The sequence below is a fragment of the Enterococcus sp. DIV0294 genome (genome assembly GCF_050558155.1).
Lineage (GTDB): Bacteria > Bacillota > Bacilli > Lactobacillales > Enterococcaceae > Enterococcus > Enterococcus faecalis.
The window spans coordinates 262389-286033 of the sequence record NZ_CP187889.1 but is presented as its reverse complement, the minus strand read 5'-3'; the positions used below and the strand labels follow the sequence as shown (position 1 = coordinate 286033).

The 23645-nt window shown below is 37.8% G+C and carries 21 protein-coding genes; 7 read left to right on the top strand and 14 right to left on the bottom strand.

Annotated elements, in window-relative coordinates; translation table 11 throughout:
* Positions 1-5: 5 nt before the first annotated feature.
* Positions 6-839, bottom strand: a complete 834-nt coding sequence (locus IGJ20_RS01495) for a DUF2877 domain-containing protein (protein WP_002355250.1) — start codon at positions 837-839, stop codon at positions 6-8.
* On the bottom strand, positions 832-3843 hold the full coding sequence (gene fdrA, locus IGJ20_RS01490; RefSeq protein ID WP_002355249.1) for a DUF1116 domain-containing protein: 3012 nt from the start codon (positions 3841-3843) through the stop codon (positions 832-834). The genes IGJ20_RS01495 and fdrA overlap by 8 nt, the downstream gene beginning before the upstream one ends.
* A gap of 122 nt (positions 3844-3965) precedes the next feature.
* Between fdrA and IGJ20_RS01485 the strand changes: the two genes are divergently transcribed.
* Together IGJ20_RS01485 and IGJ20_RS01480 are read left to right on the top strand one after the other, a co-directional pair.
* Complete coding sequence (locus IGJ20_RS01485) at positions 3966-5558, top strand: PucR family transcriptional regulator (protein ID WP_002355248.1); 1593 nt, start codon at positions 3966-3968, stop codon at positions 5556-5558.
* Positions 5533-6345, top strand: coding sequence for an alpha/beta hydrolase (locus IGJ20_RS01480; protein WP_202522298.1), 813 nt, complete (start codon positions 5533-5535; stop codon positions 6343-6345). The genes IGJ20_RS01485 and IGJ20_RS01480 overlap by 26 nt, the downstream gene beginning before the upstream one ends.
* 38 nt (positions 6346-6383) lie before the next feature.
* Here the strand turns inward: IGJ20_RS01480 and IGJ20_RS01475 are convergent, their stop codons facing one another.
* The 4 genes from IGJ20_RS01475 to IGJ20_RS01460 all read right to left on the bottom strand — a co-directional run bounded on the left by IGJ20_RS01475 (position 6384) and on the right by IGJ20_RS01460 (position 10863).
* The gene (locus tag IGJ20_RS01475) at positions 6384-7595 is read right to left on the bottom strand and encodes an amidohydrolase family protein (protein WP_202522297.1); all 1212 of its coding nucleotides are present in this window, start codon (positions 7593-7595) and stop codon (positions 6384-6386) included.
* A 51-nt stretch (positions 7596-7646) separates the two neighbouring features.
* Positions 7647-8450: an ankyrin repeat domain-containing protein gene (locus IGJ20_RS01470; RefSeq protein ID WP_002373191.1), complete on the bottom strand. Its 804-nt coding sequence runs from the start codon at positions 8448-8450 to the stop codon at positions 7647-7649.
* A 173-nt stretch (positions 8451-8623) separates the two neighbouring features.
* The gene (locus tag IGJ20_RS01465; RefSeq protein ID WP_202522296.1) at positions 8624-9667 is read right to left on the bottom strand and encodes a DUF4822 domain-containing protein; all 1044 of its coding nucleotides are present in this window, start codon (positions 9665-9667) and stop codon (positions 8624-8626) included.
* A 218-nt stretch (positions 9668-9885) separates the two neighbouring features.
* The gene (locus tag IGJ20_RS01460; protein ID WP_202522295.1) at positions 9886-10863 is read right to left on the bottom strand and encodes a DUF4822 domain-containing protein; all 978 of its coding nucleotides are present in this window, start codon (positions 10861-10863) and stop codon (positions 9886-9888) included.
* A gap of 324 nt (positions 10864-11187) precedes the next feature.
* Here IGJ20_RS01460 and IGJ20_RS01455 point away from each other — a divergent pair, with 324 nt between their 5' ends.
* Positions 11188-12531, top strand: a complete 1344-nt coding sequence (locus IGJ20_RS01455; RefSeq protein WP_025186532.1) for a sensor histidine kinase — start codon at positions 11188-11190, stop codon at positions 12529-12531.
* A complete protein-coding gene (locus IGJ20_RS01450) occupies positions 12528-13220 on the top strand; it encodes a response regulator transcription factor (RefSeq protein WP_002355236.1) in 693 nt (230 codons plus the stop codon). Before IGJ20_RS01455 ends, IGJ20_RS01450 begins: the two co-directional genes overlap by 4 nt.
* A gap of 52 nt (positions 13221-13272) precedes the next feature.
* On the opposite strand, the gene IGJ20_RS01445 is transcribed toward IGJ20_RS01450, so the two are convergent.
* From IGJ20_RS01445 to IGJ20_RS01435, 3 genes are all read right to left on the bottom strand, one after another.
* Positions 13273-14418, bottom strand: coding sequence for a cysteine desulfurase family protein (locus IGJ20_RS01445; protein ID WP_002355234.1), 1146 nt, complete (start codon positions 14416-14418; stop codon positions 13273-13275).
* Between the two features lie 125 nt (positions 14419-14543).
* On the bottom strand, positions 14544-16280 hold the full coding sequence (gene ezrA, locus IGJ20_RS01440; protein ID WP_002355233.1) for a septation ring formation regulator EzrA: 1737 nt from the start codon (positions 16278-16280) through the stop codon (positions 14544-14546).
* 185 nt (positions 16281-16465) lie between these two features.
* Complete coding sequence (locus tag IGJ20_RS01435) at positions 16466-17152, bottom strand: HAD family hydrolase (protein WP_002355232.1); 687 nt, start codon at positions 17150-17152, stop codon at positions 16466-16468.
* 186 nt (positions 17153-17338) lie between these two features.
* Between IGJ20_RS01435 and IGJ20_RS01430 the strand changes: the two genes are divergently transcribed.
* Positions 17339-18691, top strand: a complete 1353-nt coding sequence (locus IGJ20_RS01430; RefSeq protein WP_010824365.1) for an aspartate kinase — start codon at positions 17339-17341, stop codon at positions 18689-18691.
* A gap of 22 nt (positions 18692-18713) precedes the next feature.
* On the opposite strand, the gene IGJ20_RS01425 is transcribed toward IGJ20_RS01430, so the two are convergent.
* Genes IGJ20_RS01425 through IGJ20_RS01415 form a run of 3 tightly spaced genes read right to left on the bottom strand, consistent with a single transcriptional unit; the run spans position 18714 to position 20885 of the window.
* Positions 18714-19250: a haloacid dehalogenase gene (locus tag IGJ20_RS01425; protein WP_002358362.1), complete on the bottom strand. Its 537-nt coding sequence runs from the start codon at positions 19248-19250 to the stop codon at positions 18714-18716.
* 16 nt (positions 19251-19266) lie between these two features.
* Positions 19267-20100 (bottom strand): DUF72 domain-containing protein, encoded by an 834-nt coding sequence (locus IGJ20_RS01420; RefSeq protein ID WP_002358361.1) that lies wholly within the window; start codon positions 20098-20100, stop codon positions 19267-19269.
* A 50-nt stretch (positions 20101-20150) separates the two neighbouring features.
* A complete protein-coding gene (locus IGJ20_RS01415; protein ID WP_002355227.1) occupies positions 20151-20885 on the bottom strand; it encodes an acyl-ACP thioesterase domain-containing protein in 735 nt (244 codons plus the stop codon).
* Between the two features lie 274 nt (positions 20886-21159).
* Here IGJ20_RS01415 and IGJ20_RS01410 point away from each other — a divergent pair, with 274 nt between their 5' ends.
* Positions 21160-21744: a lytic polysaccharide monooxygenase gene (locus IGJ20_RS01410; RefSeq protein ID WP_002355225.1), complete on the top strand. Its 585-nt coding sequence runs from the start codon at positions 21160-21162 to the stop codon at positions 21742-21744.
* Positions 21745-21787: 43 nt separating this feature from the next.
* Positions 21788-22834: a chitinase gene (locus IGJ20_RS01405; protein ID WP_202522294.1), complete on the top strand. Its 1047-nt coding sequence runs from the start codon at positions 21788-21790 to the stop codon at positions 22832-22834.
* A gap of 95 nt (positions 22835-22929) precedes the next feature.
* Here the strand turns inward: IGJ20_RS01405 and IGJ20_RS01400 are convergent, their stop codons facing one another.
* Together IGJ20_RS01400 and IGJ20_RS01395 are read right to left on the bottom strand one after the other, a co-directional pair.
* Complete coding sequence (locus tag IGJ20_RS01400; protein ID WP_002355223.1) at positions 22930-23241, bottom strand: DMT family transporter; 312 nt, start codon at positions 23239-23241, stop codon at positions 22930-22932.
* On the bottom strand, positions 23238-23594 hold the full coding sequence (locus IGJ20_RS01395) for a DMT family transporter (protein WP_002386054.1): 357 nt from the start codon (positions 23592-23594) through the stop codon (positions 23238-23240). The genes IGJ20_RS01400 and IGJ20_RS01395 overlap by 4 nt, the downstream gene beginning before the upstream one ends.
* Positions 23595-23645 lie beyond the last annotated feature (51 nt).

Genomic DNA, 23645 nt, shown 5'->3' with positions numbered 1-23645 from the left:
TCTCCTCACTTCTCATCTAACTCTACAGATTGTAAAGCTAGTAACATTCCAAATGACATATCTTTACCAGAGGAATGTCCGATTTGTATAATTCTGTCAATATTTTCGTCAACTCTATTATCCCGATGGTTCTCCAAATCCAAGAGTAACTGATACAACAATGAATTTACATATCCTTTAGCCGAGCTTGCAATATAGCCTTTACTAACATCTGTTGTGGATAAATTTGCTGCCGAAAGAGTAGCGGCTAACGCCGCAGCTCTTTCATCAGCAAGTATGAACAGAATTGTTTGATACGCTACTAAAATGTCATCACCACTCGGGGTTAACCCTTTGCCCCGACCAATCAGATAATTCGTTACTTCTTGCCATTCCGATAGTGTCCAAACTTTTTGTTTTTGGCTCATTTTTTTGAAAATATGCTTTGCTCGTTCGTCTAAAGGCAGGCCAATTCTACGTTCTAAGTTTCTCGCTAATAAGCGGTCTCGCAACAAGCGTAATTGGTCTTTTTCTAACTTGAAATGAGTAATGTTTAAAGAAACGACCTCGGCAGGTGTGAGTTGGATCGTTTTCACGCCGACTGTACTGTAAAAGGTCAACTGATTTTCTGTGATTTTGACTTTATTACCTTGTTGTACATACGGAAAGATTTCTTGAAACAATTGATCTGGCAAAAACATACCAAAGCTTGATAAATAATTATGGAAGTTTGCAACATTGATTAATTGATCCTGGACTTTCAGATTAAATGAACGTTCAAAAACACTGTGAATGGTTCCCATCTTGCCATATTGGTGGATAGGAAAAATGTAGTCACTAATGACTAGTTGGTTATTCAACCGTAATGCCTAGTTTCTCAGCATACGCTTCTAGGGCTTTTTCAAAACAGCCTAGAGGTGCTCTAACTGTCCCTGCACCAATTTGACCAACACCGGCATTTTTGTGTGCAATCCCTGTATTGATGATTGGTGTAATTCCTAATTCCACCACTTTACGGATATCAATTCCTAAACAAGTTCCTTGGAAATCCCAAGTTGGAATTGAGAATGTTGGGTTGTGTCCTTCACAGATTTTTGCCATTTCATTTGAGGTTGCTAACGCATCTTCAAAGCCACCTGCACCAACAAACCGTGTTACGCCAGGTGCAGCTACCATAGCCATTGCTCCAACGCCTACTGTTTCAGTAATTGCACTATCCCCGACATCAGGATTTCCGTCTTCTTCGCTGAAACCAGTGAAGTAAAGACCTTTTGGTGTATTTACTGGTGCGGTATGCCATTGATCGCCTGTTTCTGCAATCCGAACCCCAAAGTTCACGCCGTTACGAGTCATCGTTGTGACAATCGTTCCGTTGGTATCTTTACGGGCACCATCAACAATTGCTTTTCCAGTTGCCATCATGACATTTAAGAAGAATTGATCTGTGTCAGCTAAGAATTTGATTACTTCGTATTTTTGATCTTCTGGAATATCTGTTTTGATAATTAATGGAGACAATTCTTTTAAGAAGTTCAAAGATGCGGCAATATTTCTTTGGTGGAACTCGTCACCCATTGTAATAGAGCGCGCAATCAATACGTTTAAGTTCAAGCCTTCTTCAGAAAGTTTCAAGGCTTTCGCAATAGTTGGTCCTAAAACATCTTTAATCCAATCTAAACGATCAACTACTTCTTGTGAATAAGCACCAAAACGCAATACTTTACCGATACCTTCATTCAAGATACAGTATGCTTCGTTACCTTCTAAGCGATTTTCTACAACAAAGACTGGCATATTACCAGAAGTAATACCGCCCATTGGTCCAACTGCTTTTACATGGTGACAAGGAATGAAACGTACTTCGCCAGCTTCAAAAATCTTCAAAGCATCTTCTTCATTGTCTGCCCAACGTTCGAATAATGCAGCTCCGATACAAGCACCTTTCATTGGTCCAGTCATTTCAGACCATTGGATTGGTGGTCCAGCATGAAGTAATGTTTTTTGTGCATCATCATTTAATTCTGGAATCACTGATTTCGCAGGTACCACATCTACTAAGAATGGTTGTGCATTTTTAATTTTGTCTGTTACTTTGTGATTTTCAGCTTCGATTTGTTCACTGTAATCTTCCAAAGCATCCAAAATTTTAATCATTTTTTTATTGCCGTTAGCACGTGGACGCCAGTTAAATTGAACGGTTTCGCCACCGTAATCAACGATTGATTCTGTAAAGCTTTGCAACCCAACGTTAATAATTCTTGGTTTGGTTGTTAATAGTTCCATTACTTTTTCGCCTGGTTTTGGTACATCGACAGTTGGTCCGTTGTAAGCAACCACTTCTTTATCGTCTTCTGAAATTTCGATTCCTTTTAGCAATAGAGCTAATTGAACAGCTTTAGCATTGCTTTCTGCAACTAAAACGCCGCCTTCTTTCAAACGATCAACCGACGATTGGTAATTTTGCGGATCTTTCGTAGTCCCACAAACAGTTGCAACAAAGTAAAGATCACGTCCGGCTTCTTTGGCTGTGGCACGCGCTTCTTCAATTGCTGGTAACAATGCACCAACCATGTCTTCATGAGCACCGTAGCCTAACACCACATCGAATAAGATAATCCCAGTTTTTTCATCTTGTGCGTATTCACGAATTTTTTCGATACGAACATCTGGGTCAATCATTGGGTGCGGACGACCTTGTGTATACATATCATCGCCTAAGTCAATGACTTCATAACCGTGAGATTTCAAGACATAACCTTCTGCTTTCACTAAACCGCCAAGATCTAAAGCTTCAGAAATTAACATACCTGCTTCAGAAGCTAATGTACCACCTGAATATAAGCCTTTTACAACTTTATCTTCTGGTAATGTTGGTACAGCTGGTTTTGCTAATGCTTCAAAGTAATTTTTCTTCACGGCCACATCATTTGCTAAATCAACAGCAATTTTAGCTGTTTCTTCTAATGTATGAGCTAGATAAACTTTGCCTTCGTGACTTGTTGGTTTTTCTCCTAAGAAAATCGCAACGACTGGTTTTGAAATACTTTGTAATAATTCAACCACTTCATCACGAACTTCTTTTGCAGGTGGTTTAGAAATAACTGTAATCACATCGGTTGGTTCGTGATTTTCTAAAGCCACAATAGCATCTTTCACTGTGATAGCGCCTACTTTGTCGCTTAAGTCACGACCACCAGTACCAATGGCGTGAACAACTCCGCCACCTAAGCGGTCAATAATCGTTGTAACTTCTTGAATCCCTGTTCCTGAAGCACCAACAACGCCAATGTTTCCTGGAGAAACAACATTTGTAAAGGCGATTGGAATACTTGAGATAATACCAGTTCCACAGTCAGGGCCCATCATTAGTAAGCCTTTTTCATGCGCTAATTTTTTCAAACGTACTTCATCTTCAATTGACACATTATCCGTGAAAGAGAACACGTGTAAATCATTTTTTAAGGCACGTTCCATTTCTGGCGCACCATATTCACCAGGAATACTGAATAGCGCTACATTCGCCTCTGGTAAAAGATCAAACGCTTCTGACCAAGAAGTTGCTGCTTGTGCTTCTTCACTAGTTCCCTTTGCTGATAAATCATCTAAGAATTCATCAATCGCTGGCATAACTTCTTCCATGATGTTTTCTTTTTCGCTGTCAACCACAATCATCATGTCGTTTGCAGATGCACTATTGGCCTCATCCGTTAACAAGTTCGTGTTGTTAAGGATGTCTTTGTTGGCATCTGTTCCCATCATGATTTGACTCATGGTTACACCATCTAATGCATTGATTTTATTGGTCAATAACATTAAGTTGATGGAGTCTTGGTAATTGTTTTTCAAAATTACTGTGTGTAACATTGTTCATCCTCCTATCTATTCCTTACAATGCTATTGTATCGAAACGAGAAAGTGTTTTCATCGGACATAATTCTAAAAAAATGGTATAATTTTTATCCATAAGAGGAAAAAAGGAGAAAATGATGAAATTAAGAGAGTTATTATCGATAGGTGACTTAAAAAAAGGTAAAATTTTGACGAAAGAGATTGGTTTAGACAATGAAGTTGACTCGGCAATGGTCTTAGAAGCGATTGATATCGAGAACTGGAGTAGAAAGAATCAGTTAATTTTGACTTCTTTCTACGCATTGCATGATCTACCCGAAAAAGAGTTAGAAAATTTTTTCGTAAAGATGCGCCGAATTGGCATCAGCGGCTTAATTTTGAAAACAGATCGATTCATCAAAATGATTCCAGAGTGGTTTATCGAATTATGTTTCAATTATGAAATTCCTTTAATTAAAATCACACAAGACATTAGCTATGAAAAAATTCTATTTACGATTTACGAGCCTTTGTTGAATTATCAGTCGCATGTCTTACGTACGTATTACGATGTGCGCCAACGTTTCACCAAATTAGAGCGCCACTACCCAACAGTTGAGACGATTATGCAAGAATTTTATGACATCATTAAATTACCCTTCGCTTTAAAAATGTTGGATAAACATCTGGAAATTAGCGATGGCGACTTACCCCATGATGCGATTGTGCTCTCAAGAGAAAAACTAAAAAACAGTGAGTTCACTAAAAATGATTACTCTCTTTTAACACTTTATTCTCATGCCAACCCCAAAAAACAGTTGGCACTAGAAGTTTCTATTTTCAATAGTTATTCCACTAATTGTTTACTTCTGGTTTATTTACAAGATGAAAAGGTTAAAGAAACGGATTTAGTGATTATCGAAAATGCGATTGATGTCTTACAAGAAAAATTCAATACCGAAAATTTGTTAAAAAAAGAACGGTATACTCGTTTGAACAACTTAGCGGATGCTATTTTACAAAATACACCGCAAAATCCTGACGAGCTAAACAGTTTGCTTCGTGAAGTGCAAATGCAAGAGCTAGATTCTTACCAAGCGATTGCTTTTTCTACCAAAGACACCAATACACAACTCATGAAAGAACGAATTATTGCCTTACTTCGTACCCTGCGTGTGAAATCCATCTTCTTTGATCAGCTAAATTATTCGGCGGTCCTTTTTAACTTCAATGAAAGTGATGGAAAAATTACAAAGCTGCAATTAAGTCGTTTATTAGCTGAACTTTTAGAAGAAAACGACACGCTTACCGTTGCCGTCAGCAGTTTAAAATCACGAGAAGGGATTAAAGAGCTACTGATTGAATGTCTGGACATTCTGCGCTTTAATGAAACTTTTTATAACGGACCAATTGTCACCTTAGCCGATATCGGGGTATTTAAAAATTTTATCCGCGAAGACCAATTGGAAAATTTAGACGAATTAATTCCTCGCGCACTTTATCAATTAGCCGAAAATAACTACGATTTGTTTGAAACCTTGTACAGTTTTTTCCAAAATAATCGCAATTATAAACAGACCTCTGAAGCGATGTTCCTTCATTCAAAAACGATTCGTTATCGTTTAAACAAAGTGGAACAACTTCTTGATATTGACTTAGCCAATCCCTTGCAATTGTTAAATTATGAAATTGCCACATACATTATAAAGATGAGGAGACGTGCACTTGAAAAACAATCAAACACTCGCTAATGGCGCAACAGTTACTATCTACCCCGCTACGACTGAATCAACGAACTATGTCGTCTATTTACACGGTGGCGGGATGATTTATGGAACCAAAAGTGATTTACCAGAAGAACTGAAGGATCTGTTTACAAGCAATGGCTATACCGTTTTAGCACTGGACTATTTGTTGGCTCCAAATACAAAAATCGATCACATCTTAGGGACACTAACAGAAACCTTCCAATTGCTAAACGAAGCGATTATTCAAAACCAGCCCTTTGGTTTGTGCGGACGTTCCGCTGGCGGTTATTTAATGTTACAGTTAACCAAACAATTACAAACATTAAATTTGACGCCACAATTTTTAGTCAATTTTTACGGCTATACAGATTTAGAATTTATTAAAGAGCCACGGAAATTATTAAAGCAAGCCATTTCCGCTAAAGAAATAGCTGCTATCGACCAAACGAAGCCTGTTTGGGATGATCCTTTTCTTTCTCGCTATCTGCTGTATCATTACAGTATTCAGCAAGCGCTATTGCCGCACTTTTACGGATTACCAGAAAATGGGGACTGGTCTGCTTACGCACTGTCAGACGAAACATTAAAAACTTTTCCACCTTGTTTCAGTACAGCTAGCAGCTCAGACGAAGAAGTGCCGTTCCGCTATAGCAAAAAAATCGGACGGACCATTCCTAAGAGTACCTTTAAAGCGGTTTACTATTTAGAACATGATTTTTTAAAACAAACCAAAGATCCTTCGGTCATCACTTTATTTGAGCAATTGGATAGCTGGCTGAAGGAACGATAAGCATAACAAAAAGAAGCGAGAAATCTCGCTTCTTTTTGTTATTTTTGATAAAGTGTGGTTCCTTTTACCACACTGATTTCCACCGGTGTCTGACGAGCGACAAAAGCCGCCGCACATTCTGCTTCAGTGAGTAAGTAAGTTGCTTCAGCACCAACTTGCGGCCAATTTGCTTGCCCTTGTTCGTCTAAAGTTGTGACACCATCTGTCACTAAGCCCAATAATTGGGTTAAAGCATCTTGATCTTTCACATTAAAAAGTTCACCTAAACGAGCCAATTTTTCTTGTAATGAACCATCACCATAGGGAGACCAGCAATCGTAGATATTGTCACAACCAAGATGGACATTGACTCCATGACGTAACAATTCCATAATTGGCGGAATCGTATTAGGTGTGATTGGCACGCTGGAATTAATATGAATTTTTTCTGCTGCTAAAGCATCATAAACTTCGGCACGTTCTTCACCAATGAAATCATTTAACCCGAAGGCATGGCTGATAAATACTTTGTCTTGTAGGCCATATTCTTTCGTTAAACGGATAATTTCTTTAATCGTTGTTGTCCCAGCTTCGTGACGGTCATGTAAATGAATATCCACACCGACACCATGTTTATCTGCTAAGCGGAATGTTTCAGCCAATGATTTTTTGTAATCACCATCTAGTGAATAAGGATCCACGCCACCAATAAAATCGGCGCCTTTTGCCAATGCTTGATCAACTAATTCAACGGAATCTGAACGCAGTAAGCCGTGCTGTGGAAAGACGACAATTTCTACCGCAAATGGTTTCGTTTGGGCCAACGCTTGGACTTCATCAAAATAACGTAAGTCTGTCATCGGTTCCACGTCGACATGTGTTCTGAAAGCTGTCGCGCCATGTGGTAATTCTAAGTCGATTAAATGGTTGGCGCGTTCAGTTAAAGAAAGTTCTAAACTATCTAAATAAGGAATTTCTGCTTCGACACGTTCCACAATTGACTTCGCTGGCGTCACTGGATACCACGGAACGCCTAGTTTACTTTTATCAAAGTGACAATGTTTTTCAATCAAACCTGGTAAAATTAATTGATGGTGACCATCAATAATTGTCATCCCAGGTTCTTCTACCAATTCTTCATTGGGGATGATTTTTGTAAATACTCCATCTGTTACTTCAATTGCCACTTCTTTGGTTACTGTCCCAGATAACCAGTCACCTTCTTTTTGATACCCTGTTTCAATTCGAACATTTTTTAACCAATAATTCATGCTTTCCTTCACTCCTACCTGTATTTATTCCTTCCCGAAAGGACACAATACTTAGTTGTACTGTGCTAAAATTTTACTAATTTCCGTATAACCTTTTTGATTGGCATAGTCCATTGCTGTTCGACCAGAATTGTCTTTAATGGATTGATCCGCACCATTTTCCATTAACAATTTTACAATATCTTGGTAAAGTTGGTTCCCTTCACGTAACCCCACTGCCTCAATCAATGCTGTATAGCCAAAGTCATTTTGGAAATCTATGTCTTCTCGTCCATCTTCTAACAAGAGCTTCACATTGTCAATATGTCCTTTTTCAGCTGCCGGAATTAACGCATTGCCACCGTAACGGTTATGCTTATTTAAATCTGGGGTCGCATTTTTTAACATATACGCTAAAATTTCCGTACGTCCTTGCGCTCCCGCATAAAGATAGGGACTATCACTAATGCTGTTTTGCAGATTAATATCGGCACCCCGATCAATCAACGCTTTTGCAATCTCAATGTCATTATTGTGCACAGCGATATTGAGCGGTGTGTTGCCTTCTGTGTCGACTTCATCCACTTGATAAGTAGTATCTTGTAAAATTTCCTTGACCTTCTTCGTATCTCGTTGATTGGCTGCTTCTAAAAGCGCACCCACTTCATAGGTCTTCATCGGTTCTTTCACTTCCTCTTTTGATGTTGTTTGAGCCACCGAACGGGTTGTACTGGTGCTTTCAGTTTTTGCACTACTTTGAGTAGTCACCGTTTGACTATTTTTTGACGCTGCGGAAGGTGTTTCTCCTCCTTGACACGCAGCAAGTAATGGAATGGTCACGACACTTAATAGCCCCATTAAAATTTTTTTGTTCATTGTGCTCAACTTCCTTTCCTCGAGAGAAATATGAGATTTTTCTCCAGTGGTTCTAATCTAACGAATCTTTTTTTATTTGTCGATTAAAACGCTTTCTCTGTTTTTCTATTTTAAAAAGAGAGAAACCAAAAGAAGCCGAAACTTTTTTTGGTTTCCATTCGTATGTTTTGCTCTTAAAAGGTAAATTCAGGATTAAAAGTTCCTTGGTATGGTTCATGTTCCACATAGACTTGGATATCGTTTCCTTCGTTATCTTTACCCATTCGTGTGTACGTAAAACGATTATCATTCAATTCTGTTAATTCTAAGACAGCGCCATAGCGATTGGTTCCAATCGAAACATGGGCACGGAATTTATTTTGATTTCCTACTTTAAAGTAGCCATAGTCGCCACGGGTTTCACCCGTTTGTAAATTGAAAAATTCATACTTGCTGCTGTCTTGGTCAAATTTCGCTAAGCTTATAAAGTTTTGGTTGGCCGAAGTTACGTCATTGCCATCTTTATCCACTACTTTTGTGCCATTCCAAAGAAGTTGCGGTGTCCCATCAAAGGAAGTTTTACCAATAATTTCATCCCCTTGTCGATTTACATCAATCTGGCCTGTTTGTTCTGTCATGGCACGGCGACCATTCGTAAATTCCAATGTTCTCGGACGATTATTTGGGAAAGGTTGTGGACGGCCATAGACTGGTCCTGAGGTTGCTTTATTTTCTACAAAAACTTCAATATCATTTCCGTTTTTATCTTTCCCCATCTGTCTATACGTAAAAGTATCTTGGTATAAAGTTCTAAGTGGGTATACACCTTGATAATTTTTGGTTTCAGAAATAATTACAAGACGGGAAACATCTGTAATACCAGCGGTCATAAAGAAGGTTCCTTCATCTCCTGTTGATTCTCCAGTCTCTTTATCAAAAAATTCATAGAAACTAGTGGTTGCATCAAATTTGATTGCATGTAATAGGTTTTGATTTTCATCTGTTAAGTCATTCCTGTTTCGATCATAAACGCGTGTTCCAGCCCAATCTTTTTCTGATAATCCTTCATCTTGCCGAATACCAACTGAACGTAAATACTCAGGTAAATCCCCTAAATTATTGGGATTGTCTACGTTTTGAGGAACGTATGCTTCTGCCGTCAAAGCCCCTCCTGCTCCACCAACTAATAACGCACTTAAAGCCAACAACGTAATTGTACCAACGATTTTCTTCTTCATAAACGACTACTCCCTTTCCTTTTTATAATTTAAGGATAGCAAGTAGTTATTAACTCCACCTGTCCATAATATGAAAAAATTATTAAATAATAATCATTATAATTATCTTAATAATAATATTTAATTATAACTAATAACAATTTATTTATAGAAGAAGAGAAAACAAAAGAACGTTGGGGGACGTTCTTTTGTTAAATAAGAAAGAAGACAAAAGACTTTTAGAAAGTAAAGGCTGGATGATATGTGCCTTGGTAAGGTTCATGTTCCACGAACACTTGAATATCATTACCAGCGTTATCTTTACCCATTCGAGTATACGTAAATCGATCATTGTTTAGTTCCGTTAATTCTAGCGCCGCACCGTAACGATTCGTCCCAATAGATACATGGGCCCGAATCTTGTTATCGTCCACCACTTGGAAGTACCCAAAGTCGCCGCGGGTTTCACCCGTTTGTAAATTGAAAAATTCATATTTACTTGTGTTTGGATCAAATTTCGCTAAACTAATGAAATTTTGATTGGCCGCTGTCACATCATTACCGTTTTTATCTACGACTTTTGTGCCATTCCACAAGGTTGTTCCTAAAATTTTATCCCCTGATTTATTTGTCACAATTTTGCCAGTTTGATTGGTTAATGCTTCACGTCCATTTGTAAAAGCTAATTTTTTCCCATGATAAGGGATGTGTTCCACGTAAACTTCAACATCATTCCCCAGTTTATCTTTCCCTAAACGCTTGTAAGTAAATTTGTCTTTACTCACTTCGGTTAAATCCACTACGGCTTGATAATTTTGTGTCCGCGAAATTAAAATTCGTTTTGTGCCATCACCCGTCACAAAAAATGTTCCTTCGTCACCACGGGTTTCCCCAGTGTTTTTGTCGAAAAACTCGTAAAAACCGGTTTCACCATCATATTTTGCTAACCCAATAAAATTAGCATTTTCTGCTGTTAAATCATTATTATTTTTGTCGTAAACTTTTGTGCCTTGCCAATCAGTACTGGATAAAATTTCTGTTAATTCTTGTCCTTTTGATTGCTCTTTAGCTGCTTCTGCTGAACTAGAGACTGCAGTGCTTGAGCTAGCTGCACTTGATTTATCTGTTGCAGAGTTGGCTCCGCCAGCACAGCCTGCAATCAACAACGTACTAAAGGTTAATAAGGTAATCGTACTAAAAACTTTTTTCTTTTTCATAGTTGGTAATCCCCTTTTTTCTTTTTGATATACCTAGAATAGCAAAGCCTTATAAACTCCTACTTGCCGAAAAATGAACAAATTATAAACAAATGAAAAAAAGTTAATAACAATACTAGCTTTTTTTTGTTCACTTGTAATACACTATAAGTAAGAAATAGATTAAAACCACTAGGAGGAACGCTTTTGACCATTAAACGCCGCTTTTTTATTTCTTATATTAGTGCCATCATTATTACTTTAGCCTCTGTTTTAGCTGTTTTATCCTTAGCTTCTTACATCACGTTAGGAACTGTCCCCAGTTTGCCCCAAGCTTACCGAATGATGAATAAGCAACGACCATTGACCGCTAACGAAGAAGAAAGTTATTTGGCCTTAGATCAACTGCTAAAAAAATCACCGAAATTACTAGATACACCTTTGAGTAAAGAATTAAAGGAAACGATTCAAACAATTGAAGCAAAAGGATTAAGTGTGATTATTCGAAAGAATGCACGGTTTCCTTATTATTCGGATAATTTAGTAGAAAAATCTTTGTCTGTACATATTCCAAACTACGAAATGAATAATATTATGCCAACTGGCACACTGGATAATGCAGGGCGTCTATATCATTATGTCAAATCCGATTTTCATTATTTAGATGGTTCTAACGGGAGCTTTATTGTCTTGAAACGCGAAAGCAGCCTTTTTGAATTCTTCACACGCTGGATTATCTGGATGATTTTGTTAATTATCCTTGTAGCAATTGCGGCAGCTTGGCTCATTAATAAGCGCTTAACCAAAACCACTATCGAGCCATTAGAAGCATTAGAAAAAGCGACTAAAACATTGGGTAAGGAGGCCCAAAAAGAAAATCCATTTACACCAACTAGCCACCAAACCGTCTCAACGGAAGTCAAACAGCTCCAACTTAGTTTTGAACAAATGTGGCAAGATTTAGAAGAAGCCAATGCGGAACGCGAAAAATATGAAGCTAATCGGAAAGAATTAATTGCAAATATTTCTCATGACTTAAAAACACCAATTACTTCTATTATTGGTTACGTTGAAGGTTTGATGGATGGCGTTGCCAATACTGAAGAAAAAAAACAGCGCTATTTAACGGTCATTCATGAAAAAAGTTTAGGCCTCAATGATTTAATTGAAGAATTATTTTTGTATTCTAAATTAGACCTAGACCGTGCTGTCTTTACAATGGAAAAGACCAATTTCACTCGTTTTATTGCACATATTCTTGAAGAATACCGTTTGGAACAAGAACTCGTGATCACTTCTGTACTTCCCACCGAAGCTTTATACGTTCAAATGGATCCCACGCAGATGAATCGCGTGATTACCAATCTAATTCAAAATAGCATTAAATTTGCGGATCCCACTAAAGAACAACTAGCCTTTACGATTTCTTTAACGCATAATCAAACAGACTTAGTTTTAACCATTACAGATAACGGCATTGGTATCGATAAAAAAGAATTACCTTATTTATTCGAACGCTTCTATCGTGTAGACAAATCTCGAACCCCAACAGTTAAAGGAAGCGGCTTGGGATTAAGTATTGTCAAACAAATTATTGACTATCATCAGGGAACAATCACTGTCACAAGTAAAAAAGGAGACGGCACCAACGTGATAATTACGCTGCCGTTGTTGGAGGATGAAAAATGAAACCACATGTATTAATTATTGAAGATGATCCAAGCATTGCTGATTTGCAAAAAGATTATTTAGAAATTAACGATATGACTGTCACAATTGAACATGATGGAAAAAAAGGATTGGAAGCAGCTTTAAATGAGCCCTTTGATTTAATTATTTTAGATGTGATGCTGCCAACTATGGATGGTTTTGAAATCTGTCGTGCAATTCGGAAAAAAAAGCAAACGCCGATCATGATTGTTTCGGCTAAAAAAGAAGATATTGATAAAATTCGTGGGCTTGGCTTAGGTGCTGATGATTATATAATCAAGCCGTTTAGTCCCAATGAATTAGTCGCTCGAGCAAAAGCCCATATGAACCGTTATCAATTGCTAAGCAAAGCAGAACAACCACCACAATTACTAAAAATCAATGAAATCGCTGTCGACACTGCCGCCCACAAAGTGTTTGTTTTAGAAAATGAAGTTATTTTTACAAGCAAAGAATACAAATTGTTGGTTTTCTTGATGGAACATCCTAATCGCGTGTGGAATAAAGAAGAACTTTTTGAAAGTGTCTGGGGATTTGATGCCTTAGATACTGAGGTTTCGACTGTCGTTGTTCACATTAAACGGATTCGGGAAAAATTAAAAAAAGCCAATCTTTCTGACTCTCCAATTGAAACACTCTGGGGAAGTGGCTACCGCTTCAATCGATAAAGAGAGCAAAAATAAGTCGGAGCCTATTTCTAGGCTCCGACTTATTTTTTTATTAATTCACACGAGAAAATTTTTGATAAAGTTGGTTAAAAACAATCATGAATTGTTCAATCTCTGCCATTGTATTGCTTTCATCTAAACTAATGCGCACAGCGGAAGTCGCTAATTCCCCAGGCACATGCATGGCATACAAGGTGCTGCTAGCCATTTTTTTCCGGCTAGAACAAGCACTCGTAGTCGAAATATAAATCTGTTTTTCTTCCAATGCATGGACCAGCACTTCGCCACGAATCCCTTTCAAAGCAAAACATAAAATGTGTGGCGCAAAATGTTCATTATCTTGTGAAAAAACAGTCACATTTTGAAATTCTTCTAGCGCCTTTAGTAAATAACTCCGTAATGTCGCCACATGTTGCGGCCGTTGTTGTTCGTTCTCTAAATGCAAGCGTAACGCTTTGGCCATTGCCACAATTGCTGGTACGTTTTCTGTCCCACTGCGTTGGTTGTTTTCTTGCCCGCCTCCTGTTAAAAGCGGCGCTAAACGTTTTCCTTGTTTCCAATACATAAAACCAATGCCTCGTGGTCCATGAAATTTATGTGCAGAAAACGTTGCAAAATCCACCCGATCCGTTAACCACTCTGAGTAATTAACTTTCCCAATTGCTTGAACCGCGTCTACATGAAAATGAATTTTAGGAAACTCCGCTAAAACCTCGCTGATTTCTTTAATTGGTTGAATCGTTCCCACTTCATTGTTGACTGCCATAACAGAAACCAAAATCGTTTCTTTTCTAATTAATTTCTGTAATTCCTCGACTTTCACACGACCTTCTTTATCCACTGGCGCATAAGAAAGTTCAAAACCTAGTTCGACTAATTGTTCCGCTGTTTCTGTAACTGCTGGATGTTCCACTGCAGAAATAATAATATGATTACCAAATTCTCGTTTTTCGATTGCCGTTCCTTTTAAAACCCAGTTATCTCCTTCAGTTCCGCCACTTGTAAAATAGATTTCATTTGCTGAAACATTGATTAGCTCCGCAATCTGCTTCCGTGCTTGTTGTAAGAGCCGATTCGCTTGGTTGCCTAAGTCATGCAGACTAGACGGATTGCCAATAATCCGCTGACTGGTTTTTACATATGTATCTAAAGCCTGGGGGTAAATCGGTGTAGTTGCACTATTATCAAAATAAATCATTTGTCACCCTTCTTTTTTAAAATTCTTTCCCATTATATACTTTCTAAAGTATCACTTCAAGTCACCACCACGCCATAAAAACAGAGGCTTGTCTGTCGACAAACCTCTGTTTAGTGATTGTTTAATTAAATTGCTGTTAAATTAGGGTTATTGATATTTTTAAAATAAAAATCTTCGATTCGTTTGAACGCCCCTGGCTCAACAGCTTCCAATGCCGTTCCAATTTCATCTAATGCATCTTGATAACGGAATTCTGTCGAGAATAAATACATGCTTTTATCTAAAGCCGCTCGGATGTTCTCGTGAGTATGACGATAGCGGTTTGCATATTGCATCATTTGTTCTGTCAGAGCTGCTGCATTGACTAAATCTTTTGTTTTCTTATCTAATAACTCTAAATCATCTTCGCATAAGTCACACAAACGATTGATTTCATCCATGTTAATGCGCATTTTATTTAAGGCTCGGCTTAAATCTTCAATTCGATCCGTTGCCACATAAAAAAATTCTAAGTAATCAGCAGACAAACCTGGTAATCGTTGCTTTTCAACATACCGTTTGATACTCCGTAAACGGAATTCGTATTCGTCGACTTTTTCTTGGGCGACTTTTTCGCCTTTTCTTAGTTCTTTCAATGAAGCATCAATTTCTAATTGTTGATTTTCAATATCATCTAAAATCTTATAGCATTCTTTATAGAACGCTTGAATTTCAGAGTAAGGAACGGTATGTTCTTTCATTCGAGGTTCCAAGTCTTTTTGACGGCGGATAATTTCTTCAATTTCCGTTTGGAAGCCACGACTACGTCCTAGCTCGTTGTTGTTTAAGGTGTAGCTTTGTGATACATGGTCCAATTCAATCATTAATTGACGGTTATTTTTTAAGGAATGAGAAATATAATCGTCAATAATTTTTTGATTGGTTACGACATATTTCTTCGCTTCAATTTCACGTTCCATCACTTCATATAATGCATCAATCGCCGTTGCTGTGTCGCGATTTGCGACCTCTACTGCAGCAATCTCTGTTTTCTCTAAATCAGCCATTGAATTCTCGACACGTTTTTTCGCATGTTGAATTTCTTCAGCAAAGTTTTGTTCAGGAAACACGTAATCGTCAGCTAATAATTGGTTGTAGCCTTCTTCGATTTCTTTTAATTGATCTGGGAAAGTTTCATTTAATTCTTCATACATTGGTGGAATCCGTTTCATTAAGTCTTCCAATTCATACGTATGACGTTCCGCATCTTCTAGGACTTCTCGAGCCTCGATTGGGTCCCCCGATGTATTTAGTGTGACAAATTGTGTGAATTCAATTTCGACGTTTCTTAATTGTTTTTGGATTTCGGAGTAAGCTGGACCAAAGCTAGCTTTATCATCTTTTAGTGATTTACTTAATTCTTCATAGACATCCAAAGCTTTTTGAACTTCTAATGAATTGCGCTCTTCACTTTCACGTAATTCTTTCAAGCCATTACGAATGACTTCCACTTCGGCTTCCATTTCGGTCATCGTTTCATTCGCTTCCACGACTGCTTTCTTCGCTTTCATGAAACGGAAAATTTCATTTTGATTTTCGACTTCATAAATTTGACTCTCTAGTTCGGCGAAAGAACGTGTCGATAGTTCTACCCAACGTTGATTCCATTCACGGAAACTATTTTGACTCTGTCCAACTAGATGCATTTTTTTAATGTCATCGATTTCTTCAAAGACTGGCAAGTCAAACAGGGCTTCTTTACGAACTTCTAATTCATCTAATTGTTCTTGATTTTTTTTGCGCATAAAATAACCAATTAAGTATAGCACCGCAGCAATAATAACGATTACTAGTACTAAAATGATAATCCAATTATTCTTCATTTTGGCTCCTCCGATAATTTTTCTATAATAAAAGAAAGGTTGTTTGTTCTCTTCACACGGTTATCTATTGTTCCTGACCCTTGAAAAAGGGCATTCTTGCAGAAATACCTATAGAAAATTATAGCACAAACTGTATATTCATTCACTAGTTATAACAAACTTTTTTAAGAAAACCCGCGATCTTCTTACGAAGGGGTTGATTCACTGCTTTCATCGATCCGATTTTCACTAATTTTTTTACAAATATCACTTAGTTGTGTTAAGAAGGCATCCGCTTGACTTTGATCCATCCCAAAGTGTTCATCGCGCATAGCCCAAACTTCTAGCCCAGCTTCTTTGGCAGAGGCAATGCCTTTTTCTGAATCTTCAATGGCTATACATTCCTGTGGCGCAACAGCTAATTCTTGTAACGTGTGCAGATAAATATCCGGCGCCGGTTTACTTTCTTCGAAATCTTCCCCACTCACGACCGCATCAAAATAACTACTTAATTGCCCCACTGTCAAAACCTCTTCAATTGCGTCTTTTGTGGAAGAAGAAGCTAATCCGATTTTATAACCTTGTCTTTTTAAAAATTGTAAAACACGTTTCGCATTTTCATCAAGCACAGCTAAATAATCTATAGGATGCGCTTTTTTATAGGCTATGTATTGTTCATTTAAAAAAGCAATATCTAGCTCTTTTTTGTTGACTTGTTCAATCTTTTGCCATAATGAACGCATATCCGCACCGACTAATTCTGGCAAGGTTAGGCCCTCAATGGTCAAATCAAATTCCGCTAAAAATGCTTTACGTCGCTCATAATAATAAGCTTCGCTATCTACTAGGACACCGTCCATATCAAAAATAATGGCAGTTTTGGATTCTGTCATACTATTTAACTCCTTCGTTACGACTCATATCTTTACAGTTTAACAAAATTTTAAGGAAAAATGAAGAACAAATATTTTCATGATTTCCTAACTTTCTGAAAATAAGTGGTTGCTTTTCTAAATGTTTTTCGGTATCCTTTTACTAATCTACAAATGAGAAAATAATTAAAAACAGGAGTGATAAACGTGAACGTAGTTAAATTCGGCGGTAGCTCGCTAGCATCAGCACCACAGTTACAGAAAGTCTTACAAATCGTCAAGGAAGAGCCGCGCCGAACGTTTGTCGTTGTATCCGCTCCTGGAAAGCGAACCCCGCAAGATATTAAAGTGACTGATTTATTGATTCAATACTATCAGCGCTACTTAAATAATGAGGAAATTGAATCGACAATCTCTGCCATCATTCGTCGTTATGAAGATCTTTTCGATGAATTACACTTGGATAAAGCAGTTTTAGCTGATATTGCTATTTCGATTCGCCAATTAGCCACTTTACCAAAAGAAAACAATGCTTTTTTATTTGACTATTTTTTAGCTAGCGGCGAAGACAATAATGCAAAAGTTGTTGCCAGTTTTTTCAATCAGAATGGCTTAGATGCTCGCTACATTAGTCCAAAAGAATTAGGTCTCCTAGTGACACCTGAGCCAGGCAATGCCCGCATTTTACCAAAAGCTTTAGAGAAAATTAGTGCCTATCGTGAGACTCAACAAATCTTGGTTATTCCAGGTTTCTTTGGTTATACAGAAGCCGGCGAAATTTGTACTTTTTCTCGTGGCGGTTCCGATATCACAGGGTCCATTGTTGCCGCAGGTGTTCAAGCAGATTTGTATGAAAACTTTACCGATGTAGACGGAATTTATGTCGCCCATCCTGGAATTATTGAACAGCCTCAAACGATTCAAGAATTGACCTACAGAGAAATGCGGGAGTTAGCTTATGCAGGATTTGCCGTCCTCCACGACGAAGCTTTAATGCCTGCCTATCGCGCAAATATTCCAGTCGTTATCAAAAATACTAACAACCCACATCATCCTGGCACCCTAATTACCACTTCTCGCAAAGTGAAGCATGCCCCTGTTGTAGGAATTGCTAGTGATCAAGGGTTCGCAAGTATTTACATTAGTAAGTATTTAATGAATAGAGAGTTAGGTTTTGGGCGACGGCTTTTAGAAGTACTAGAAAAATTAGCCTTAAGCTATGAGCATATGCCCTCAGGAATTGATGACATCACAATTGTTTTAAGAGAAGACCAGTTAACAGCTGAAATTGAAAATAGACTGATGGCTCAACTCCAAGAAGTTTTAGCGCCTGATGAGTTACGCATCACGCATCACCTTTCCATGATTATGATTGTCGGGGAAGGCATGCGCCAACGAATTGGGGTTACTGCTGAAAGTACAATGGCGTTAGCCAAAGAAAAAATCAACTTAGAAATGATTAACCAAGGATCTTCGGAAGTAAGTATTATGTTTGGTATCAAAAAAGAGCAAGAGGAAAAAGCCATCAAAGCCTTATATCGGACGTTCTTCCATGATTAATAAAAAAGACGAATGAGTTTTCTCATTCGTCTTTTTCATTGGTCTCAGTAATTTTCAATTGGCGTTGAATTTCCGCTTTAATTTTAGCTTCTGGCGCAAAATCTTGTTCCCAATTTTCAGGTTTTAATACTTTATTTGTTTCCGGATCATAATGTGGCTGCCCATCTGGAAATAATTTCCCCATATTGGCTTGATGAACGATTTCAATAATTTTTGTTGGATTGACGCCCATTAAGCAAAACGAACCATAAGTAAAATACAATAAATCGACTAGTGCATCCACTTCCTCCACTAAAGGATCAGATACTGGTTTGCCTTTCGCCAAGACTTTCTGCTCTGCTTTATCGACAGATTTTTTTAATCCGTCGACCAATTGTTGAAAAAGCACTTGGTCATTATTAGCAGCACTATATAAAAATTCCACAAGTTCTTCGACTTTAAACTCTGCTCGTCGACTGGCTAGCTCTGGCGAAAAAGCAGTTGGTTGCTCTGGTTGTTGTGGATTAAAAACCTCGTGGAATGCACAAGCCATTTCATAAGGGGATTGCTTTTCAGACATTCAGCTACCTTCTTTCTCAAAATAAATCTAATTGTTTTGGATTCAAATCATCGTAACTCAAATTCAAGACTTTTTGCATCTGTAGGGCGTTTTCTGCAGCATCGCCGCCAGAATTATTATTAAAAATTACGCCCACTTCTTTAGCTTCTTGCGACATTTTTAAAACAGCTTCGCTTAAATCAGCGATTTCCTGCGTATTATAATGATAGAGGGTTCTTTTTTTACGCCACTCTGCATCATTGGCTAACCAGCCAGCCGCATTACGTCCGTGAAACCGGAAGAGCACGAGATTAGGATTCGTTACATACGGATAAAAGGGCACTGGATTTGTAGGAATCTGCGGTTCATCTACAATCACAAGTGAAAATTGATTTTCTTTCATAAATTGCAACATTTGTTTTACAAAGTTTGGTTGATACCATGAATTATTTCGTAATTCAATGGCGATAGGTAGGTCTTTAAACCAGTGACGAATTTTTTGCAAGTAAGCGACATTTTCTTTCGTACAACCAAATGTTCCTGAAAATTGTACCAGAAAGGCAAATAATTTTTTACTTTCAATTAATGGGGCCATACTTTCTAAAAAAGCGGTGATCATTTCTTCTTCACTTGCATAATAGGTCTGCCACTCACCTTGACAACTGATTCCACTATAAACTTTCATGACAAAGCGAAAGTTTTCGGGAACTGCTTTGACCCATTCAGCTACTCGTTCTTTGGGAGGAATCCCGTAATACGCCGTGTCCATTTCAACTAGCGGTAAATGACTGGCATATTCATAAAGCGTGGCCCGTTTTTTTCCAGTTAAATAGTCGTGTTCACTAAAAGATGTTAATCCTAAGCGAATCATGTCCTTCCTCCTCTGCGTAACTTTTTATTTTTCTAAACCGTCATCTCAACTTAGTTGGTCCAATCGATATTCGCTTCACAATAGGTTTGACCATCAATCCGAATCTCATGGCGCGTTTTCAACTGATTTTCTTGTTCGACAATTTCGTAATGACTTTCGACTTCTTGGCCATATTCTACTTCTTTATCAAATTTCACAAGAATTTTTTTCGGTTGATGCGTTGTTAAAAAGTCATACCCTAACACATCCAATAACCAATTAAAGTAAATCGCATTATTAACATGTTGATTGCCATCAATATCAAAAAAACGCACACGATAAGGTAAAAAGTTCCCCTCTGTGACTTTTTCAATTTTTTCATGGCGATAAATTTTAGTGATTTTTTCAGAATCAAAAGGTGCAATAATTTCTGGTAACACACTACTGATTTTCCGATTTTTTTGATCCATTAAGACAAAGGTTGATTTCACAAAGACACATTCATTGCCTTCTTCATCATGAACCCAAAAGTTACGATAACAAAAATATTTGTTATAACTCATAGCTTGCGTTGTAATTGCTACTTTTTCACCAACTTTCGGTAAGCGGTGAATCTCTATTTCATAATTGGTGATGACCCAGCCTAGACCAAATTGAGCGACATAAGCCGCATCTCTTCCTAGTAATTCTGTTTGTTCTTCTGATACTTTAATGACAACCGCTAACAAAGCCGGTATCTTCATTGCACCAGTAAAATCGCCGTCATAGTAGGCAACTTCATAAGAGGATGTATGTTTTTTTCCCACGAAATAATCTCCTTTTTCCAATGGCTACTTTCGTGTCATTGTTTCTTCTTAAAAGTATACCACGTGATTTCTTCAATTGCGATTCCGAATGAAAAATTAACAAAACTTTGAAAAACACTATTATTTATATTATTTAAAAACATTCTTAATATTACTTAAGAAATATTTTTTTATTTTTAAAAATAACATTTCTTATTATTTGTATCCGAAAGATTATTATGTTATATTCCTATCTGTAAGCGCATACAAAATAATTTTTTAGGAGGTTTTTTTCGTGAAAAAGAGTTTATTAACAATCGTCCTGGCTTTTAGTTTTGTTTTAGGTGGCGCTGCATTGGCCCCTACTGTTTCGGAGGCTCATGGTTACGTAGCAAGTCCTGGAAGTCGTGCTTTCTTTGGTAGTTCTGCTGGTGGTAACTTAAATACAAATGTTGGTCGTGCACAATGGGAACCTCAAAGTATCGAAGCGCCCAAAAATACGTTTATTACTGGTAAATTAGCCAGTGCAGGTGTCTCAGGTTTTGAACCTTTGGATGAACAAACAGCTACTCGTTGGCACAAAACAAACATTACAACAGGTCCCCTTGACATCACTTGGAACTTAACTGCCCAACATAGAACTGCTTCTTGGGATTACTATATTACTAAAAATGGCTGGAATCCCAATCAACCATTAGACATTAAAAACTTCGACAAAATTGCTTCAATTGACGGTAAACAAGAAGTTCCTAATAAAGTTGTTAAACAAACAATTAATATTCCGACAGACCGCAAAGGTTATCATGTCATTTACGCTGTTTGGGGCATTGGTGATACGGTGAACGCCTTTTACCAAGCGATTGATGTGAACATTCAGTAAAAATACTCACATCTTAAACTAAATTAAAGGAGTTCTCAAAAAAATGAAGCTAAAAAAAATAATCCCTGCTTTTCTCCTTCTTTCAACCGTAGCAGTTGGCTTGTGGTTAACGCCTACTCAAGCTTCTGCAGATGCTGCGGATACGATGGTAGATATCTCTGGCAAAAAAGTGTTGGTTGGATATTGGCATAACTGGGCCTCAAAAGGACGCGATGGTTACAAACAAGGAACATCAGCATCGCTGAACCTTTCAGAAGTAAATCAAGCCTACAATGTCGTACCGGTTTCCTTCATGAAAAGCGATGGTACAACACGGATTCCTACGTTCAAGCCTTATAACCAAACGGACACTGCCTTCCGACAAGAAGTCGCACAATTAAATAGTCAAGGTCGCGCAGTTTTATTGGCACTTGGTGGAGCAGATGCACATATCCAATTAGTCAAAGGCGATGAACAAGCCTTTGCGAATGAAATCATTCGTCAAGTGGAAACATACGGCTTTGATGGTTTAGACATCGACTTAGAGCAATTGGCGATTACTGCTGGCGACAACCAAACCGTCATCCCTGCTGCGTTGAAAATAGTCAAAGACCATTATCGAGCACAAGAAAAAAATTTCATCATTACGATGGCGCCAGAATTCCCTTATTTAAAACCTGGTGCCGCTTATGAAACATACATTACTTCCCTAAATGGTTATTATGATTACATTGCCCCACAATTATATAACCAAGGCGGCGACGGTGTCTGGGTCGATGAAATTATGACTTGGGTTGCTCAAAGCAACGATGCTCTAAAATACGAGTTCCTCTATTATATGTCTGATTCATTAATCCATGGCACGCGCGGCTATCTACAGATACCAAACGATAAATTAGTCCTTGGTTTACCAGCAAATCGGGATGCTGCTGGTAGCGGCTATGTCGTTGAGGCTACCCCTGTAGCCAAAACTTTTGATCAGTTAGCAAAAGACGGTAATCCTATCCGTGGCTTAATGACTTGGTCTGCAAATTGGGACGTTGGTCAAGATGTCAACGGCAAGTCCTACAACAATGAATTTGCGACACGTTATAGTAACCTTGTAAAATAAAAGCTATTTTGAGACAGAACACCGCATTTGGTTCTGTCTCTTTTTAAATTTTACTCACCTGTCTTTCAATAATCCAAACAATGTTCTCTCGCCTTCTAACCAATTAATTTTAAACCAATCACAGAAACAATGATTAAAAAAATAAAAAATATCCGGCGTAGGTCTTTTGATTCACCTAAGAGCATTCCTAAAATAGCGCCTCCTGCTGTACCAATTCCTGTCCAAACTGCATAAGAAACGCCCATCGGCAATTGTCTCATCCCTAAATATAAGAATAAGAAACTACCACTAAACGCTAGAATTAAAATTAACAATGAACGTAAGTCTTTTTTTGTTGTAAATAATTTAATTGAACCTACGCCAAAGATTTCAAAACAGCCTGCAATAACTAAGTATAACCAACTCATCTTGTTTCCTCCTCTTTATTTCCAGTTACCATTTTTAAGCCAATCACACCTATTAATAACAGCAACAGAAAAAGAACTTTTCCTATGCCCAATGGTGTGTGGAATAAAAAATGATCTGTTACAATAGTTCCAGCACTACCTAAGCCGACAAATACAGCATAGGCTGTGCCAACTGGCAATTCCTCTCCTGCTTTAATCAGCGCATAAAAACTGATAAAGATTGCGATTACTGTCCCTAAAATCTCCCACCATGTTGTGCTATGCTTCATGCCAATGACCCAAATCACTTCACAAAAAGCGCCAAAAATAACTTTTAACCAAGCTTTACTCATCTTGTTTTCCTTCCCTTCCAAACAAAAAAAGTGCCAACAAACAGTTCAGCTATGGCCTAAGAACTGTTCATT